Annotated in this window: 20 protein-coding genes; 8 read left to right on the top strand and 12 right to left on the bottom strand. The window is 34.1% G+C overall.

The window, feature by feature from the left end; all coding sequences use genetic code 11:
• Positions 1–125: 125 nt before the first annotated feature.
• From rpmA to PXD56_RS11375, 3 genes are all read right to left on the bottom strand, one after another.
• Positions 126–386: a 50S ribosomal protein L27 gene (gene rpmA / locus PXD56_RS11385; RefSeq protein ID WP_276493468.1), complete on the bottom strand. Its 261-nt coding sequence runs from the start codon at positions 384–386 to the stop codon at positions 126–128.
• Positions 387–427: 41 nt separating this feature from the next.
• Positions 428–1,096 (bottom strand): 50S ribosomal protein L21, encoded by a 669-nt coding sequence (rplU, locus tag PXD56_RS11380; protein ID WP_276493467.1) that lies wholly within the window; start codon positions 1,094–1,096, stop codon positions 428–430.
• Positions 1,097–1,192: 96 nt separating this feature from the next.
• Complete coding sequence (locus PXD56_RS11375) at positions 1,193–1,648, bottom strand: DUF4199 domain-containing protein (RefSeq protein ID WP_276493466.1); 456 nt, start codon at positions 1,646–1,648, stop codon at positions 1,193–1,195.
• 182 nt (positions 1,649–1,830) lie between these two features.
• Between PXD56_RS11375 and PXD56_RS11370 the strand changes: the two genes are divergently transcribed.
• Positions 1,831–3,153: a M16 family metallopeptidase gene (locus tag PXD56_RS11370; protein WP_276493465.1), complete on the top strand. Its 1,323-nt coding sequence runs from the start codon at positions 1,831–1,833 to the stop codon at positions 3,151–3,153.
• An 8-nt stretch (positions 3,154–3,161) separates the two neighbouring features.
• Positions 3,162–5,234, top strand: a complete 2,073-nt coding sequence (locus tag PXD56_RS11365; RefSeq protein ID WP_276493464.1) for a M16 family metallopeptidase — start codon at positions 3,162–3,164, stop codon at positions 5,232–5,234.
• Between the two features lie 70 nt (positions 5,235–5,304).
• On the opposite strand, the gene PXD56_RS11360 is transcribed toward PXD56_RS11365, so the two are convergent.
• Both PXD56_RS11360 and PXD56_RS11355 read right to left on the bottom strand, forming a co-directional pair.
• Positions 5,305–6,048: a head GIN domain-containing protein gene (locus PXD56_RS11360; RefSeq protein ID WP_276493463.1), complete on the bottom strand. Its 744-nt coding sequence runs from the start codon at positions 6,046–6,048 to the stop codon at positions 5,305–5,307.
• A 68-nt stretch (positions 6,049–6,116) separates the two neighbouring features.
• Complete coding sequence (locus tag PXD56_RS11355) at positions 6,117–7,007, bottom strand: DMT family transporter (RefSeq protein ID WP_276493462.1); 891 nt, start codon at positions 7,005–7,007, stop codon at positions 6,117–6,119.
• 157 nt (positions 7,008–7,164) lie between these two features.
• Here PXD56_RS11355 and PXD56_RS11350 point away from each other — a divergent pair, with 157 nt between their 5' ends.
• Together PXD56_RS11350 and PXD56_RS11345 are read left to right on the top strand one after the other, a co-directional pair.
• Entirely contained in the window at positions 7,165–7,536 is a 372-nt protein-coding gene (locus PXD56_RS11350; protein WP_276493461.1) for a heavy-metal-associated domain-containing protein, read from the top strand.
• A gap of 1 nt (position 7,537) precedes the next feature.
• Entirely contained in the window at positions 7,538–7,960 is a 423-nt protein-coding gene (locus PXD56_RS11345) for a hypothetical protein (protein ID WP_276493460.1), read from the top strand.
• 10 nt (positions 7,961–7,970) lie between these two features.
• On the opposite strand, the gene PXD56_RS11340 is transcribed toward PXD56_RS11345, so the two are convergent.
• Genes PXD56_RS11340 through mutY form a run of 5 tightly spaced genes read right to left on the bottom strand, consistent with a single transcriptional unit; the run spans position 7,971 to position 12,374 of the window.
• Positions 7,971–8,918, bottom strand: coding sequence for a pyridoxal-phosphate dependent enzyme (locus tag PXD56_RS11340; RefSeq protein ID WP_276493869.1), 948 nt, complete (start codon positions 8,916–8,918; stop codon positions 7,971–7,973).
• A gap of 9 nt (positions 8,919–8,927) precedes the next feature.
• Positions 8,928–9,488, bottom strand: a complete 561-nt coding sequence (gene gldD / locus PXD56_RS11335; RefSeq protein ID WP_276493459.1) for a gliding motility lipoprotein GldD — start codon at positions 9,486–9,488, stop codon at positions 8,928–8,930.
• The gene (locus PXD56_RS11330; protein WP_420828447.1) at positions 9,478–10,806 is read right to left on the bottom strand and encodes a gliding motility-associated protein GldE; all 1,329 of its coding nucleotides are present in this window, start codon (positions 10,804–10,806) and stop codon (positions 9,478–9,480) included. The genes gldD and PXD56_RS11330 overlap by 11 nt, the downstream gene beginning before the upstream one ends.
• Before the next feature lie 20 nt (positions 10,807–10,826).
• Positions 10,827–11,297, bottom strand: coding sequence for a single-stranded DNA-binding protein (locus PXD56_RS11325; protein ID WP_276493458.1), 471 nt, complete (start codon positions 11,295–11,297; stop codon positions 10,827–10,829).
• Positions 11,298–11,324: 27 nt separating this feature from the next.
• On the bottom strand, positions 11,325–12,374 hold the full coding sequence (mutY, locus tag PXD56_RS11320; RefSeq protein WP_276493457.1) for an A/G-specific adenine glycosylase: 1,050 nt from the start codon (positions 12,372–12,374) through the stop codon (positions 11,325–11,327).
• A gap of 127 nt (positions 12,375–12,501) precedes the next feature.
• Between mutY and PXD56_RS11315 the strand changes: the two genes are divergently transcribed.
• The 3 genes from PXD56_RS11315 (at position 12,502) to PXD56_RS11305 (ending at position 15,877) form a co-directional block, all read left to right on the top strand.
• A complete protein-coding gene (locus PXD56_RS11315) occupies positions 12,502–12,792 on the top strand; it encodes an HU family DNA-binding protein (protein ID WP_027065813.1) in 291 nt (96 codons plus the stop codon).
• A 259-nt stretch (positions 12,793–13,051) separates the two neighbouring features.
• Entirely contained in the window at positions 13,052–14,599 is a 1,548-nt protein-coding gene (locus tag PXD56_RS11310) for an Rne/Rng family ribonuclease (RefSeq protein ID WP_276493456.1), read from the top strand.
• A 90-nt stretch (positions 14,600–14,689) separates the two neighbouring features.
• Positions 14,690–15,877, top strand: a complete 1,188-nt coding sequence (locus tag PXD56_RS11305; protein ID WP_276493455.1) for a tRNA modification GTPase — start codon at positions 14,690–14,692, stop codon at positions 15,875–15,877.
• A gap of 98 nt (positions 15,878–15,975) precedes the next feature.
• Here PXD56_RS11305 and PXD56_RS11300 read toward each other — a convergent pair whose 3' ends face one another.
• Positions 15,976–17,619, bottom strand: a complete 1,644-nt coding sequence (locus PXD56_RS11300) for a hypothetical protein (protein WP_276493454.1) — start codon at positions 17,617–17,619, stop codon at positions 15,976–15,978.
• Between the two features lie 115 nt (positions 17,620–17,734).
• Here PXD56_RS11300 and PXD56_RS11295 point away from each other — a divergent pair, with 115 nt between their 5' ends.
• Positions 17,735–18,214, top strand: a complete 480-nt coding sequence (locus PXD56_RS11295; RefSeq protein WP_276493453.1) for a regulatory protein RecX — start codon at positions 17,735–17,737, stop codon at positions 18,212–18,214.
• A 6-nt stretch (positions 18,215–18,220) separates the two neighbouring features.
• Here the strand turns inward: PXD56_RS11295 and PXD56_RS11290 are convergent, their stop codons facing one another.
• On the bottom strand, positions 18,221–19,093 hold the full coding sequence (locus PXD56_RS11290; RefSeq protein WP_276493452.1) for a cupin-like domain-containing protein: 873 nt from the start codon (positions 19,091–19,093) through the stop codon (positions 18,221–18,223).
• Positions 19,094–19,168 lie beyond the last annotated feature (75 nt).

Here is a 19,168-nt window from a genome sequence, read left to right as displayed (position 1 = left end):
CCTTAATTTTAAGGCTATTTTAAGATATCTTGAATTTTAATAGATATTTACATTAAGTTAACCCATTGCTAACAAAAAACCCTCTTCATTGCTGAAGAGGGTTTTTTAAATAATTTGTTTAAAGCTTATGCTTCAAAAGGCTCTATGGAAACAAATGATTTTCCACCAGCTTTTTTAGTAAACTTTACTAAACCATCTACACGTGCGTGTAATGTATGGTCTTTTCCTGCGTAAACATTTTCACCAGGATTGTGTCTTGTTCCACGCTGTCTAACGATAATGTTACCAGCGATAGCAGCTTGACCACCATAAATCTTAACTCCTAATCGTTTCGATTCTGATTCTCTACCGTTTTTCGAACTACCTACACCTTTCTTATGTGCCATTGTCTGAGGTTTTAAATATTATTATACTTTAATGATTTAGCTTATTTAGCTACACCACCGTCTAATTCGTCTTGCCATTTTTGTAACTCGTCCCATTTACCATCAGCAGCTAATTGTGCTTGCTTTGGCCATGTGTCAGTTACGTGATTTCCACGAACGTCTGCTATAATTTCAGAAATTTTAGCTGCGTCTGTTTTTGCCAATTCAGCAAAAGTAGAAATACCTGCATTATTCAAAGTCTCAGCGATTTTTGGACCGATACCTTCAACTTTCTTCAAATCATCACCTTTAGCGCTAGCTTTCTTTGCTTTTGCTTTTGGTGCTGCTACAGGAGCTGTTTTTTCTTCAACTTTTTTAGCCTTTGGTTCAGCTTTCTTAGTTTCAGTTTTCTTTGCTCCTTTAGAAATAATAGATTCGATTACAATCTCCGTAAGAGATTGACGATGTCCATTTTTCTTTCTGTAACCTTTACGTCTTTTCTTGTGAAAAACGATTACTTTGTCACCTCTTAGGTGTTTAACGACTTTGGCCTCTACTGCGGCTCCGTCTATAGCCGGGGCGCCGATAGTAACGTTCGATCCATCAGCTAAAAGAAGAACATTGTCAAAAGTAACTTTCTTACCTTCTTCTGCTTGTAAACGGTGAACGTACACTTTCTGGTCTTTTGCAACTTTAAATTGCTGCCCTGCCATCTCTACAATTGCGTACATATTGTTAAATGTAATGATTAAACCTGATGGATTTTTTCCATAGGCGGGTGCAAATATAGATTTTAATCGTGAATTTACAAGTCTTTTTTATGATTTTTAAACACTCTTTACCAATGTAGTGTTCGAAGTCTTAAATAGTTGCATAAATGCAAGGGTCAAAACAATGCTACTGGTAAAACCCATAGTTGCTACGACCAAAAAAACAATGGCTTCAAAACTTCTATATGTGTTTGCCCATCTTGTAGATAATTCTTCTAAAAAACCTGGCTGCAACTCAGTAGAATAAAACGCAAAAAAGATGGTGAAAATTAACGTTGCTACACCACCGGTTATCAAACCTGCCATGAAACCACCTGCATAACTAAATTCACTACCCTTTTTTAACTTATAATACTTGATCGCTTCAAAAATGGCAAAACCTGTGATTACAGCATTGAATAAACTATAAAAAACATTCACATGTAGACCAAGTAACGATAGTATTAGGAAATAAGCAATTAAAGAACCACTGGCGGCAACACCAAATCTAAGAGGTAAGGCATAATTTTTCATAACGAATATATTTTTGTTTAGACTTTTAAGATAATCAATAAACAAAACATAATAAAATAATAACTGTTAAAGAATTCATATATTGAAGATTGTTCTTACAAAATTGTTGATGAGTGTAACATTTTAATCTAAATACACACTAACAAGAAAGAACAAGTGAACACTAACTTAAAACAGTTTAAATGAAAATGAAATTACTACTGGTTTCGGCACTATCCGTTTTTGGATTTGCCGGACTCGCACAAGAAGTTGCCTACGAAGAGTACAACCTTGAAAACGATTTACACGTTATTCTACATCAAGATAACACCGCCCCTATTATTTCTATCTCTGTATTTTACCACGTAGGATCTAAAGACGAAGACCCACAAAGAACAGGGTTTGCACACTTTTTTGAACACCTACTTTTTGAGGGTACAAAAAATATTGAAAAAGGAGAATGGGATAAGATAGTATCCGCAAACGGCGGATCAGGCAATGCCACTACCAATGAAGATAGAACTTACTACTATGAAGTTTTTCCTTCTAACAATTTAGAATTAGGTCTTTGGCTAGAATCTGAAAGAATGCTTCACCCCGTTATCAACCAAAAAGGTGTTGACACGCAAAATGAAGTAGTCAAAGAAGAAAAAAGACTTCGCGTTGATAATTCTCCTTACGGCAAATTCATAGAAAACATTAAAAAGAATCTATTTAAAAGCCATCCTTATAAAGAAACTGTTATTGGAAAAATGGCAGACTTAGATGCCGCTACTCTAGATGAATTCAAAGCTTTCCAGAAAAAATTCTACTCTCCCAACAATGCCGTTTTGGTTATTGCAGGAGATTTTGAAACCGAAAATGCCAAAAAGTTGATTTCAGAATATTTTAAGGATATCCCTAAGGGAGCAGAAATTACAAGAAGCTTTCCAAAAGAAAATCCTATCACAACAGAAATTAATGCAAAGGCTTACGACTCTAACATTCAAATACCGGCTACTATGATCGCTTATAGAACTCCCGGTCTAAAAAATAGAGATAGCCAAGTACTAGAAATGATTTCTACCTATTTATCTGACGGACCTTCTTCAAAACTTTACAAGAAAATGGTAGATGAAGAAAAGCAGGCATTACAAATCGGTGCCATACCGGTAACCTTAGAAGACTACGGTATGTATATTGTTTTTGCACTTCCGGTGGGTGAAACCAGCTTGAGCACACTTAATACTTCTATTGAAACTGAAGTTGAGAAATTAAGAAATGAACTTATTTCTGAAAATGATTATCAAAAACTACAGAACAAGTTTGAAAACCGATTTGTAAACAGTAATTCTAGTATTGAAGGTATTGCAGAATCGCTTGCTGATTATTATGCCCTTTATGGAGATACATCTCTTATTAATAAAGAAATAGAAGTTTACAGATCTATTACAAGAGAAGAAATTAAAGAAGTAGCCAACAAATATTTAAAGCCCAACCAAAGATTGGTTCTAGAATATTTACCTGAACAAAATTCTGCAAACTAAAAATGATTATGAAAAATACATATATATTACTATTAACACTATTCTCCTTTATTGCCGTACAAGCACAGGTAGACCGCACGGTCATGCCCAAACCAGGACCAGCTCCCGAAATTAATTTAGGAGTACCACAATCATTCAACCTCAACAATGGATTAAAGGTACTTGTTGTAGAGAATCACAAACTACCTAGGGTTTCTATGCAATTATCTATAGATAACCCGCCAATATTAGAAGGCAACAAAGCTGGTGTAGCAAGTTTAACTGGAAGTCTTTTAGGGCTAGGTTCTAAAAATATTACGAAAGAAGCTTTCAACGAAGAAATAGATTTTTTAGGAGCCAGACTTTATTTTAGCTCTCAAACTGCATATTCCCAATCGCTTTCTAAATACTTTCCAAGGATGATGGAGCTAATGGCAGATGCCGCTATTTATCCAAATTTTACACAAGAGGAATTTGATAAAGAAAAAGATAAACTTATTACAGGGTTGAAATCTGAAGAGAAAGTAGTTTCATCAATTTCTAGCCGAGTTCAAAGAGCTTTAGCTTATGGTAAAAATCATCCTTATGGTGAATTTACTACCGAAGAGACCGTAAACAATGTAACCCTTAGTGATGTTGAAGAGTTTTACAGAGAATACTTTGTGCCGGCAAATGCATACCTAATTGTAATTGGCGATGTCAACCTTGAAGAAGTAAAGTCATTAACCGAGAAATATTTTACTTCTTGGACAAAAGCCGTACCACCAAGTTTCTCTTATTCTCAACCTAAGAACGTACCCAATACGCAAATCAACTTTGTAGATATGCCAAATGCGGTACAATCTGAAATTACGGTACAGAATATTGTAAACCTAAAAATGAGCGATGACGATTTTATCGCTGCTTTATTGGCGAATCAAATTTTTGGTGGTGGTTCTGATAGTAGATTAAACCTCAACCTTAGGGAAGATAAAGGATATACATATGGCGCATATTCCTCTTTAGGAAATGACAAATACGGTCCTTCTAGATTTGCCGCTTCTGTAGAGGTAAGAAATACGGTAACAGATAGTTCTGTAGTTCAAATATTGAAAGAGCTTGAACAAATTATCACTAAGCCCGTAACAGAAGACGAATTAAAAACTACCAAGGCGATTTATGCCGGCAGTTTCATAATGGCACTAGAAGATCCAGAAACTATTGCTCGATACGCCTTGAATATCGAAAAAGAAAATCTACCTAAAGACTTTTACAAATCATTTCTTGAGAAGTTAGACAAGGTTAGTAAAGCAGAAGTAGAAGCTGCCGCAAAAAAGTATTTTAATGTAGATAATGCTAGAGTAATAGTTGTTGGCAAAGGAAGTGACATTCTTTCAGGTCTACAAAACATAGACTATAAAGGAAAGAAACTTCCGGTTCTTGCCTATTCTAAAACTGCCGACAGAGTTGAAACCCCTGATTACAATGTTGCTGTGCCTACAGATGTATCTGCGCAATCGGTACTTGAAAAATACATTACAGCTATTGGCGGTAAAGACAAACTTGAGAGCGTAAACACCTTGGCCATGATGGCCGCTGCAGAAATGCAGGGAATGAAGCTAGACTTAAATGTCAAAAAAACATCTAGCGACCAACTTATGCAAGATGTACAAATGATGGGCAACTCTGTAAGCAAACAAGTTCTAAATGGAGATACCGGTTATATGATAATGCAAGGCCAACGTAAAGATCTTGAAGAAAAGGAACTGGATGCCATTAAAAAAGAATCTGCTCCTTTCACTGAACTGCAATTAGTAAACGATGAGTCTGTAACGATAGAAGGCATGGAAATGGTAGGTGATAAAAATGCTTACAAATTAAAAATTGGAGAAAACAAATCTGCTTTCTTCGATGCCGAAACCGGACTTAAACTACAAGAGATTACCGTAACCGAAATGCAAGGACAACAAATTTCTAGCACTTCTAACTTTGAAGATTACAAAGAAGTTTCAGGTATAATGTTTCCTTTTAAAATAATACAAACTGTAGGTCCTCAATCTTTTGAATTTATAGTTTCTGAAATCAAAGTCAATGACGGTGTATCACCTACCGATTTTGAATAACAATAATTTAGCTTAAAAATAAAAACCCGCTTATAAGCGGGTTTTTTGTTTTCCAATCTACAGGTTAAGTTTATCCTATTTTTCTAATAGTTGCTTCGCCAAAAATTAATCCTTTATCCACTTCTGGGCTGCCCATATAATTTACATTGGTTTCTCCGTAACACGTTACCTTTAACCTATCTTTTACATTAACTCTAAAATTACTTTCGCCATAAGCGGTAATCTTAGTCTCTTCTGCCATCATCCCTACCGTATTCACTTCACTTTCACCATAAGCTCTAAATACCTGTCTAGCCACAGCACCTTCGCCTATTTCTAAATAACTGCTGCCATAGATAGCTACTGTTAACTCATCTATAGAAACCGAATCAAAATACACTTTTGCCTCGCCATACAAAGACATTTTAAAATCATCTGCTGTGAACAGGTTTTTACATTTCACGACCTCTTCTCCTCTTATTGATAAATTTTCCAACTTTCTATAGGTAACGGTTGCAGTTGCCATTGTGCCATTATAAAGTGCTTTACTACCACGCCATTGATCAGTTGAAATTCGTTCAGATTTTGTTACTACTTTGGCTCCGTCTAAATACAAACGTAAAGTTCTGCCTTCTACTTCTACATTTATTTTATCTAAAGAAATTTTTGCATTTTCAATGACCACACTTTCTTCTTCACCTTCCACTAAATTTACTGCTATGTGCGGACTAACAATCAATTTATCAAAAGATTTTACGTTGATAGTTTTTTCTTGTGCCTGAATAGCACCACCCGTCAATATTACCGCCAATAGTGCTCCTATAATTTTTTTCATGATTTCCGTTTTTTTGATTAGTTCTATACAAAGACAAGCCAAAAATCATTTTGTTACAGTAGAAACAATTATTTCTGCTGAACTATTGTCTTTTTTCTATTTACCAGCCATACCCCAAATAGTATAATGAGACCACCTAACAACTGTAGAATATTTATGTTCTCACCATCTAAGAAACCCCATAAAACGGCAACAAGTGGTATTAAATATGTAACGGAAGCCGCAAATACCGGACTAGATAATTTTATCAATTTATTAAACAGAATATTTGCCAATGCCGTACCTAAAAATGCCAATGCCATTATATACCAAACAGCTTCATGCATAGCGCTATTACCCACAAACTGCCGAAACACGCCAGAATACACCAATATTACTAACGCAGGAAGAAAGGCCACCCCAAAACTAGCCGTAGTTACAGCCAAAGAGGTTAAATGAGATAAATGCTTTTTAATGATATTGATATTGAAGGCATAACCCAAAGCGGAAACAATAATGAACAGTGCGTACCAATAATTCTGATCTACATTATTCTCCATACCAGCTGCAATAAGAACCACGGTACCGAACAAACCAATCAAAACCCCAAGAACCTGTCTACCCTTTAATGAGAGCCCAAAAAGTGCTAGCCCTACCAAGGTAGTAAACAAAGGTGCTACAGAATTTAAAATTGAAGTTATACCGCTGCTTATTTCAGTTTGCGCCAAGGCAAAGAAAAATGGTGGAAAAAAAGAACTACACAGTCCAGCAACAGTCACCCATTTCCAATCTTTTTTTGAAAGTGTTTTTAAAGATCCAAAACCCAATATAAATAGCAGCACCGATGCAAATACAATTCTTAAACCGCCTACCTGCAAAGGCGTATACCCCACTAAAGATCTTTTGATCAAGATAAATGAAGAACCCCATATAAGCGATAGCACTACTAGGTAAATCCATTTTTGATCTATATTCTTCAATGCCGATGATTTTAAAACAAAAGTGAGCTTTTTTCTAATCAAACCAACCTGATAACCAGATATTTTTAAAATTCATTGATTAAAGCATTTTACATATTTGGTATCTTTACACTATAAACATATTTGCTTTTATCAAGCATATAGTAAATCTAAAACAATGAAGTTCAAAATATTAATTCTATTCGTTTCCATATTTACATTGACAACACAAGTTTCTTTAGCTCAAGAAGGCGAAACTATAATTGTCGAAGATTTAGTTAGTGACAGCAGCACCATTTTACTTACCATAGAAGGTATGGCTTGCCAAGAAGGTTGCGCAGATAAAATATCATCAAACTTAATGGAGAGTGAAGGCGTTGTTTCTTCTGATATCAGTTTTAAAAACAAAAGCGGTCTAATAACTTTTGACCATAACATTATTACTCTTGAAGAGGTAAAGACAATAATTACCGACACCAAAGTAAAAGATTACGTTTATACCATTACATCTACTAAAACTATTACAGCTGTTACCCCTAAAAACAATTAAGATGAAAAAGATACTTTACACAATTACTATAGCTACATTATTAACCTTTATAGCATGCAAGGAAACTAAAAAAACAGAGGAGCCTTCTAAAATGGAGCATGTAATGAGCATTCATGATGAAGTAATGCCAAAAATGGGAACATTGGGTAAATTGGTAGGACAATTAAAACCAATGGCAGATTCTTTAGGAGCTGAATCAGTTGAAGCAAAAGCGATGAAAGATCTTCAAGAAGCCAATAGATCAATGATGGATTGGATGCAAGGTTTTGGCGACCGTTTTGATGCTGATGAGATCATGAACGGCAAAGAACTTTCTGACGAAAAGAAAGAATGGCTAAATGAAGAAGAAGAGAAAGTTCAACAAGTAAAAGAGAACATCAATTCTAGTATTGAACGTGCTGAAGAAATTCTTAGCAAGCAATAACAAACTTTTACTAAAAGGGCAATTTAGAAAGGTCTACATTGCCGCCTGAAATTATTATACCTATTTTTTTATCCTGAAAAACTTCTGGCTGTGCTTTTGATTGTTTCAAAACCGCAGCCACAGTTACAGCACTAGAGGGTTCTATGATTATTTTCATACGCTCCCAAACCAATTTCATAGCGGTTACGATCTCATCTTCGGTAATTCTAACAATACCGCTTACTAGCTCCTTTATAATTGGGAAATTCTTATCTCCCAACATTGTTTTTAATCCGTCTGCAATGGTATTGGTGGTTTCGTTACTTTCTATTTTACCACTTTGTAATGAGCGGTAGGCATCATCTGCCTCAAAAGGTTCTGCTCCATATACTTTACAGTTATGACCAAAATATTTTACCGCCAACGCAGATCCGGCAATAAGACCGCCACCGCCAACAGGGCAAAATATAAAATCCAAATCGGGTTGTTTTTCTAGCAATTCTAATGCTGCGGTACCTTGACCCAGAATAACATCATTATCATTTGAAGGATGCACAAAAGTTGCTCCCGTTTTCTCTCCTATTTCATCTGCTAAAGATTGTCTTGCTTTTACCGTTGGCTCGCATTCGTATATGTTACCACCATACTCCCTGACCCCAACTTTTTTAACTTCTGGCGCTGTATTTGGCATTACAATGTGTGCCGTTACACCAATACTCTGAGCCGCCGACGATAAGGCTTGGGCAAAATTACCGGACGAATGGGTTACTACTCCACTTTTCTTTTGCTCTTCTGATAACTGTAGAATAGCATTGGTAGCGCCACGCATTTTGTAAGCCCCTGCTCTTTGAAAATTTTCGCACTTAAAAAATACCTGAGCATTGACTTCCTTATCAATCAGCCTTGATGTTAGTACGGGTGTATTGTGTACAAATGGAGCAATTCGTTTATGACAATTTAATAGATCTTGTTTTGTCATCATACCTCTTTATTTTTTCCACCTTAGGGTTTCAATAATCCCTCTTATATCATTCTGAAGATATGATGCCGCAGGTAAAATAGAATCATAATTAGGTTTCGTATAAAAATAAACGGAACCTGTTAAAAAATGCTCTGTACTATCGGTTACAAAAAATTGCGATTGTGAGGCCGCGTTACCTTGAACCTCAAATAAAGAACCATATATTTTCTGATCAGCATTTACATATGGTTGTTCTACTATATTATCTGCCTTTGCAGCATGTTCGTAACTAAGTCTTTTAGAATCATTAATCAACTGAGACAAATTACCGTTAATCTTTTTATAGCTTAAGAAAATAGCTCCCTTCATCTCTGGATAAGAAATCGTATAGGCTTGATCACCATTTGGCTCTGCATTTGCCAGTTGATTATATTTAAAACTGAAATTCTCAGTTTCTAGATCTGCCAGCTTACCCTGCGGATATTCTAATCGCATTTTTGCTTTCGGCTTAGGCAGCACTTGTTCGTCTTTACAGCTGACTATTAACAAAAACACTACAAAAAACTTAACGAATGACTTACTCTTCATGTGGTAAGGTTACTTTTATTTGTTTCAATCTTTTCTTGTCCATTGCTTCCACTACAAAGGTATAAGACTCAAATATTATTTTTTCTCCACGTCTTGGAAAACTACCGGCTTTTTCCAATACAAAGCCTGCCAGGGTTTCAGATTCTCCTTTATTCTCCTCAAAGAATTCATTATCCTCTAGCTTAATTACTCTATAAAAATCTTTAAGAGGTGTTTTTCCTTCAAATACATAATTGAAATCATCTAGTTTAGAAAAGATTAAATCCTCATCATCAAACTCATCACTAATATCACCTACAATTTCTTCAATAATATCTTCTAAAGACACCAGTCCAGAGGTTCCACCGTATTCATCAACAACTATAGCCAAGTGATTTTTCTTCTCTTGAAATTCACCTAACAAATCATCTAATTTTTTATTCTCAGGAACAAAATAAGGCTCTCTTATCAGGGACATCCAATTAAAAGTTTTTCTATCTAGATAAGGCAAAAGATCCTTTACATACAGCACTCCTTTTACGGTATCTATACTCTCGCCAAAAACCGGGATTCTTGAATATCCATGCTTTTTAATTTCCCCAAGCACTTCTGGAAATTTCATCTGCTCATTAAGGGCAAAAATATCTATACGAGGTCGCATTACCTGCTTGGTGTCAGTATTACCAAAAGTTACAATACCCTCTAAAATCTTTTTTTCTTCTTTGGTAGTATCGCCTTGAGAAGTTAAGTCTAAAGCTTGTGATAATTGATCCACACTTAAACTTGATTTCTGTTTACCAAGTTTATTGTACAGAAACAATGTACCTGAACGCATTGGTAAACTCAACGGTGAAAAAATAAAATCTAACACTCTTAAAGGGTAAGCCATAAAATGGGCAAAGCTCATTCTATTTCTATTGGCATAAACCTTTGGTAGAATTTCACCGAACATTAAAATTAAAAAAGTAGCTACTACAACTTCTAATAGAAACCGCTCAGAAAGTACACCGAACCATATTCTATTGATATTTTCAAAAAGTGTATCACCGATAACACTGAACAATAGAACCACACCAATATTTATAGCATTGTTGGCTATCAGTATAGTGGCCAACAACTTTTTTGGTCGTTCTAGAAGTTTGATTAAAATAGAACTTTTAGCAGTTTTCTCATCTTGCAACTCCTTTATTTCTGTCGTAGATAAGCCGAACATAGCTACTTCAGCACCAGAAATCAGCGCTGAGCAAACAAGTAGTACGCATAGTACAACTATATTCATTGCAAAAACACCGTTTACAACCAATGTTGTCATTAATAACGGTAAGGGTTCTGGGTCCAATAGTTGTTATTTAAATATTGTTAGAATGGTAAATCATCATCATCCTCTGAACTTGTAGGTGCAGGGGCAGATGCTTTAGATGGTGCTTTATTTTCAGTAATTGCCGGTTTTTGAGCAGCAGGAGCTGAACCACCGTTATTCTGCATACCTTCTTTCTTAGTAGTCAAAAATGTAAATTCTTGTACATGTACCTCAGTAGAATATCTGGTATTACCATCTTCACCTTGCCATTGACGATTTTTCAATCTGCCCTCTACATATACCTTGTCTCCTTTGCTTAGATATTTTTCACAAATTTCAGCAGCTTTATTTCTAACCACTACATTGTGCCAGTCTGTATTTGTAACACGTTCACCAGTAGATTTGTTGGTATATGTCTCATTTGTAGCTATTGGAAACCTCCCAATACTACCGCCTCCTTCAAAATAATGCATTTTAACTTCATCACCTAAATGCCCAATTAACATCACCTTATTTAATGTACCGCTCATAACTTAAAGATATAAAAATCAAAAGTACTAAAATTTAAATGCTTTGATAAAATCTGCGATTAAAACAGGTACAGGAAAATCGGTTATTTTTTCAACCGGAATCATATCATTAAAATCATCATTTGTATAGACCAACCAAAACTTTGTATGCAAATGCTGGTGCGACAATTTATGAACTATAGAATTCTCATTAAATGACAACACTTCATTAGACTGTATATCATGTAGGGTTCCTTTATACCTTATAGTAATATCATCTATTTCTAATATATCATTTGATTCCAACAAAGGAAACTCCCACAGATTCTGCCAAATACCTTTACCCGTTCTTTGATTTAACCTTGTAAATTGGTTTCCATCCGTATCCTTATATATAGGTATAAGATAATTGAAGTATCGACTGCGCACTTTTGTCTTCTTCAACTTAACCGGCAAGACATCTACCAAGCCTTTTTCCAATGCCACACAACTATCATTTAAAGGACAAAGCAAACATAAAGGCTTTTTGGGCGAGCACTGTATTGCACCAAACTCCATAATACCTTGATTATAGTCTCTTATTTCTTCTGAATCCATGACTTTTTGAGCCAACGATTTAAAATATTTGATGCCTTCAGTGCTATTAATAGGTGTATCTATACCGTAATATCTAGCGAGTACTCTGTAGACATTTCCATCTACCACCGCATGCGGCTCGTTAAAACATATAGATGAAATGGCGCTAGCGGTGTAGTCACCTACCCCTATTAGTGTTAAAAGTTTCTTATAATTGTCAGGAAATTCACCATTGTACTGTTCTACTACCATTTTAGCAGAAGCATGTAGATTTCTTGCCCTAGAATAATACCCTAGCCCTTGCCAAAGTTTTAAAACTTTCTCTTCTTCTGCATCGGCAAGATCTTTTACCGTAGGGAAATTTTCAATAAACCTTAGGTAATACGGGGTTCCCTGAGCTACACGTGTCTGCTGAAGTATGATTTCTGACAGCCATATTTTGTATGGATCAGTAGTCTTGCGCCATGGTAAACTGCGCTTATTTGTATGATACCAATCTAATATTTTACCCGAAAATGACATGCTCTTAAATACTAAGTCATAAAAGTAGCAGTTTATACACTTAAAATTAACCCATTAGAAAGAAAGATTGAATTTAATTTATATATTTGCAACCCGAAAAAACATACAGAAAATCTAATATTGAAAGATGACGAAAGCGGAAATTGTATCGAAGATCTCAGATAAGCTGGGAATTGAAAAAGGAGATGTACAGGCAACTGTTGAATCTTTTATGGAAGAGGTAAAAACATCATTAGAAAGTGGTGATAATGTTTACCTAAGAGGTTTCGGTAGTTTTATCATTAAAACTAGAGCCGAAAAAACCGGTAGAAACATTTCCAAGAACACAACTATTAAAATACCCGCTCACAACATTCCAGCATTTAAGCCTGCAAAGGTTTTTGTAGAAGGAGTTAAGAGCAACGTACACGTAAAATAATTAACTTAAAAAAAGAACTTTATGCCAAGCGGTAAGAAAAGAAAGAGACATAAGGTAGCTACACACAAGCGCAAGAAGCGTAGAAGAGCTAACCGACACAAGAAAAAGTAGTTTTATAACTACTTTTTCTTTTTAAAATACGTTCATTGACATAGAGATCCAGAGTTTGGATTTCGGCAGATACATTTGTATTTGTCTATGGTATTGTTTAATCAGTTCGTTACCTATTTTTTAGGTAAACGACTAAAAATATATTCAGGTGAATAGAGAATTAATCGTAAGATCTAGTTCCCAATCTGTTGACTTTGCCTTATTAAAGGACGGAAAACTCACTGAACTACATAAAGAGGAAAACAGTAACGACTTTTCTGTTGGCGATATTTTTCTAGCCAAAATCAGAAAACCGGTAACCGGTCTTAACGCAGCGTTTGTAAACGTTGGTTATGAAAAAGATGCATTCTTGCATTATCATGACCTTGGACCGCAGTTATCTTCAATGCTTAAGTTCATTAAACAAGTGAGTACAGGAAAACTAAAGGATTACACTTTAGAAAATTTCCCGTTCGAAACCGATATTGACAAAAATGGTGTTATTACCGATGTCATTAAAGCGAACCAATCATTATTGGTTCAAATTGTAAAAGAACCTATATCTACTAAAGGACCAAGAATTAGTTCTGAGCTATCAATAGCTGGGCGTTACTTGGTAATGGTTCCTTTCTCCGATCGTGTATCCGTATCTCAAAAGATAGGTAGCAAAGAAGAGAAAGACAGGTTAAAAAGACTCGTTAGAAGCATTAAACCAAAAGGTTTTGGTGTTATCATTAGAACAGTCGCAGAAGGACAAAAAGTCGCAGAACTGGACAAAGATCTAGAAAACTTGCTGAACAAATGGACAGCAATGTGTAAAAAATTACATCGTGCTCAAACACCATCAAAAGTATTTGTAGAACTCAATAGAGCATCTTCTATCTTAAGAGATGTTTTCAATGATAGTTTTACCGGAATACATGTAGATGATGCCACCTTATTTAATGAAATTAAGGATTATGTGGCAGAGATCGCTCCAGAAAAAGAGAGCATCGTTAAGCACTATAACACTAACGTACCTATTTTCGAGAAGTTTGGTATTGAAAGACAGATTAAAACGTCTTTTGGCCGTACTGCAGCTATGAGTAAAGGCGCCTATTTAATTATAGAGCATACTGAAGCACTTCATGTTATAGACGTTAACAGTGGCAACAGATCAAACAAAGCTAAGAATCAAGAAGATACTGCCCTAGAGGTAAATCTCTTGTCCGCATCTGAAATTGCAAGACAACTACGTCTTCGTGATATGGGCGGAATTATAGTGGTAGATTTTATCGACATGTTAAAACCACAACACAGAAAGAAGCTTTTTGAACATCTTAGAGATGAGATGAAAGATGATCGTGCCAAGCATAAAATACTACCTCCTAGTAAATTTGGTTTAATTCAGATTACCCGACAAAGGGTACGACCTGAAATGAATATTAAAACAACTGAAGAGGACCCTAACAATGCAGGGAAACAGGTGGAAGCACCTATTGTTTTAATAGATAAAATTACAGCGGACCTTGAAAAACTTCTTAAAGGCCCTAAAAAGGATAGCAGTATAACTTTAAATATACACCCTTTTATAGCAGCCTATATTACAAAAGGTTTTCCATCAATGAGAACAAAATGGTTCTTAGAGTATAAAAAGTGGATAAAAATTCAACCGCGTGATGCGTATACGTATCTTGAATACCGTTTTAAAAATAAAGACGGCAAAACAATATATTAATAAAAAAAGCGATTTCCTTACGGAGTCGCTTTTTTTGTTGCCGAAAATTAACGGACATACTTTATTAATCACAACCAATACAAAGACCAAATGAAATCTACGCTATCTTTATTTTTATTGCTTTTTATAAGTTTGAACACATTTGCCCAAATCACATTTGAATCAGGATACATAGTTGATAATACTGGTGAAAAGAAGTATTGCCTTATTAAAAACAATGGTTGGAAAAATAACCCAACTACATTTGAATTTAAAAAAGATTTAAATGCTGAAATTCAGGAGGGCAGCATTTACAACATAGCAGAATTTTCAATTGAAAACGGCAAAAAGTTTATAAGAAAAGAAGTAGAAATCGATAGGTCTAAAAACATTCTTAAGAGATTGAGTAAGACCAAAGAAGCTGAGTTTAAATCAGAAACTTTATTTCTTGAACAACTAACTGAAGGAGACGCTAATTTATATTATTATGAAGATAGTAACTTAATAAGATTTTTTTACAATCTGAACAGCAATACAACCAAACAATTAGTCTATAAAAAATATCTTAATGAAAACAATCTCATTGGAGAGAATACTGAATACAAAAAGCAGCTTTGGGACAATCTTAAATGTGAAAATTTATCCCTTGATAAGGTAAAAGCAACTGATTACAAAAAAACTGAGCTACTCTCATTTTTTACCTTATACAATCAATGCAAAGACCCTAACTATGTGGATTCTAGAATTTCAAACAAGAAAAAGAGTGATGCCTTTAATGTAGGTATTAGAGCCGGACTTAATTCTGCTTCAATGGATTTTAATTCTCCTCAACCTAGTACTAATTTTGAACTTGAAAATAATTCTAGTGTAAGATTCGGAGTTGAAATTGAAGCTATACTTCCCTTTAATAAAAACAAATGGTCATTATTTATTCAACCTATATATCAAAGTTTTGAAGGTGAAGAACAATTAGAATTTCAAAAAGTATTAGTAGATTATAAATCTATTGAAACATCTTTAGGGTTAAGACACTACTTTTTTCTTAATTCAGACTCCAGGATATTCATAAATTCAGCATTTCAAATAGATACAGCTTTAGATTCAAAAATAGATTTCGAATCTAGTAGTGACTTTGAAATTAAACCAAGAACTTCATTTAATTTTGGGATAGGCTTTGCTCATAAAAATGCAAGTATCAAATTAAACTATAACCCTAGACGAGAATTATTAAGCAACTACGCTGCAATATCATCAAGTTATAAAGTACTTTCTGTGGTACTAGGCTATAACTTTTTATAATAGGCGATAATTTAAAGTAGTGCTGTATTGCACTAACAATAAATACCAAGCGATCCTCAACAGGGTCGCTTTTTTTGGTTTTATGTTTTTTAAAATTGTTAATCAAAAAATGTACCTGAATCGAACATAAAATCACTATAATTGTCGTTAGATATAAATTTTGCCTCAAATAAAGGGCTTACTTGAAATAGAATTTTATTCTCCCTTATAATTTGATTTAAATAATTATCATAATCTTCTATATTTTCATACCTCTCTACTCTAAACCATTTAACATTTAGACTAGATGAATTATAAAATTTTCCAAAACTCCAATTTTTAATTTCTTGAGGAACCTCAGGAAGTGTAATTATTGATGTTTTATTACTATCAAAATTAATGTTCCAAGTATAATGGTTTAATTTACCTTCAACAGTAGGGATTTCATCAGCCGAATTTCCTGAAGAAATTAACAATTTACCTACATTATGACCACTTCCATTGACTGTTAAATTTATTTGCCTATCAATAATTTGAAAATCTAAATCCCAATTTGGTATATTATATTTTTCAAAAGGGATACCAGCCCTATTTGTTATATAATCCTCTAAACGTAAGAAATGTGAATATTTATAAAATGATGTATTTAACACATAATCTTCTATAGGCTGAATGTACATATCAGGTGATTGCGTTGTGGTATGACCACTTCGCCAAATTTCATGATGATTATCATTTTTAAAATCTTTTTCATTTTGGTATCCTCTTATTTGAAGCATTCTAGTATGATCATTCTCTAAACCATCAGAATAAGTTGTATCTACAAAACCTTCAATCTGGTCTTCTGTAGATAATTCATTCGCATTTAATTCTTGATTATTTAACAAAGTATCATCGTTAATCCACATGTGACTTACTTGTCTAGTATTTCGATTATAAGCGTTGATATAATAAGTATCTATATTATTATCCTCGTTTAAATATTCATACTTTGTTAAAGAAAAAGAAAAATCCAAATGATCATAACCTGTGGAATACCCTGGGTTGATTGATCCTTCAATTATTACATCCTCCGAAAAACCAATAGTGTTTAATTTATATTGTTTAGAATACTCACTTCTTCGTGGAGATTTTGGTCTAAATTCATTAAAACCTGACCTTGTTACATCCATTACAGTATATAAATTTGCATATTCTATATCTACGAATTCGTTTCTTGAGGCAATAGTGAACATATAAGGTGTTTCTAAATCTATATCTACTTCAGTAGACAAAACAAACGATATTGGAGTAGAATCAATCAACCTAGTAGCTAACAGTGAACCATCAAATGCTGATGCAAAAATCATAAAATCTTTATTTCCTTTACGAAAAAAGTAATTATCTAATTCAACGTCTAATAACTTTCTATGAATTGTAATTGGATAAATTTTTGAAATAACCCCACCAGATTTTTCAATTATTTCAATCTTAATATTTGCTAATCCAGTTGGGTATAGTTCAGGATTGAAACTAAAGTTGACATTTGAATTATTCTCTAAATTCAAAATAATTTCATCATTAAAATAAACTATTATAGATTCTATTGCACCACTATTATTTTCAACTGTGATATTGACATCAGTTGACTCATAAATAATAGGGTTATTTATTAATATGTTACTTGTAATATCATTTAACTCTATTTCATTAACTATTATTTCTTCTTCGTCACAAGCAGTCAACATCGAAAAAACAAATACTAGCAATAGCAATTTTCTCATCTTCAATAATTTATTATAAAACTCGCAATCGCCCAAAATATTATAAAATTTCAACATATAGATAAGTTATGGTAAATTTACCTAACGTTTATTCTCAATTATAATAAATATACTTTTGTCTACTTCAAAATCAAAAGGCTACACTGTTCAAGAAGCCACCAAAAAAATAGAAAGCTATTGTGCTTACCAAGATCGCTGCCACAAAGAAGTGGTTTCAAAATTAAAGGAAATGGGTATGATCCCTTTAGCGGTAGATACCATTATAGCCCAGCTTATTGAAGACAGATTTTTAAATGAAGAACGCTTTGCCAAAAGCTTTGCCCGTGGTAAATTCAATATTAAAAAATGGGGAAAAATTAGAATTGTTAGAGAACTAAAGTTTAGAAATATTTCTAAATACAATATTACCACTGCCCTAAAAGAGATTGAACCTGAAGCATACTTAACTACCTTAGATGATTTAGCTCATAAAAGACTAGAACAGATCACCGAAACCAATATTCAAAAGCGCAGAAAAAAACTAGCAGATTACCTTCTATACAGAGGCTGGGAAAGTCATTTGGTGTATGAGAAACTGCAAGAACTTATAAAATAAGTCTGACTAATTTTCTACTAAAACCTTATTGTTCTTATTTGTTCTAGAAATAGCTTCTTTATTTTTCCAATCTATCCAATCTTGCCCTTTTAGCTTACGCATTAACACATCATAATAACGCATTATAAGTATGTTATACGATGCTTTTGCCAAGTTTTTAGGATTACGTGCCAACGCTCTTAAACTCATTGAAAAACCAGGCGTATTGTATCTCATATAATGCCAATAACCTTCTGGCATATATAATACTTCACCATGTGATAAAGTCGTTTTAAATCCGTTTGCATTTTTTAACGCCGGCCACTTATTATAGTCAGGATTTGAGAAATCAATACTCTCATGTGTAATTAGAGAATGTGGAACCTTATAAAGCTTTTTGGTTTCTGACTGCGGAAATAACACTACTTCCTTTTCCCCATCAAAATGAAAGTGAAAAATATTCGCCAGATCAATATCATAATGCATGAAAGTGTACGAGTCGCGTCCGCCAAAAAACATCATAGGCACACCTTTTAAAAGCCTTAACCCGAAGTCAGGGAACTTATAATCTTTCTGTAACGCAGGCACTTCCTTTAAAATATTCCAAAGAAAAATTCTAAACTTAGTAGGTTCCTTCTTTAATAGATCAACATAAGCTGCCATCTTCATTTTAGCATGTGGCTCATTGAAACCATCTTTATGTTGTACCGGTCTATCATCATACAAAGGCACAATTATATCTCCGGCTACTTCTTTAATATAATCTAGGTTCCACTTATTAAAAGCAGGCCAATCTTCAATTGCCTGTTCTAAAACAACAGGTTTTTGAGGCTTAAAGTAGTCGTTAATAAAAGTGTCCTTGGTAATATGTTTTACCCTGGGGATATCTGCTAACTTCAATTACAAATGGTTTTTTAGGGATGCCAAAGGTAATTAACGTTAAGAAAATAATTTCTTAAAAATGTAATAATGTAG

Origin of the sequence: Maribacter zhoushanensis (assembly GCF_029350975.1) — a bacterium.
Taxonomy (GTDB): Bacteria; Bacteroidota; Bacteroidia; order Flavobacteriales; family Flavobacteriaceae; genus Maribacter; species Maribacter zhoushanensis.
This window is presented reverse-complemented; position numbering and strand designations above follow the sequence as displayed.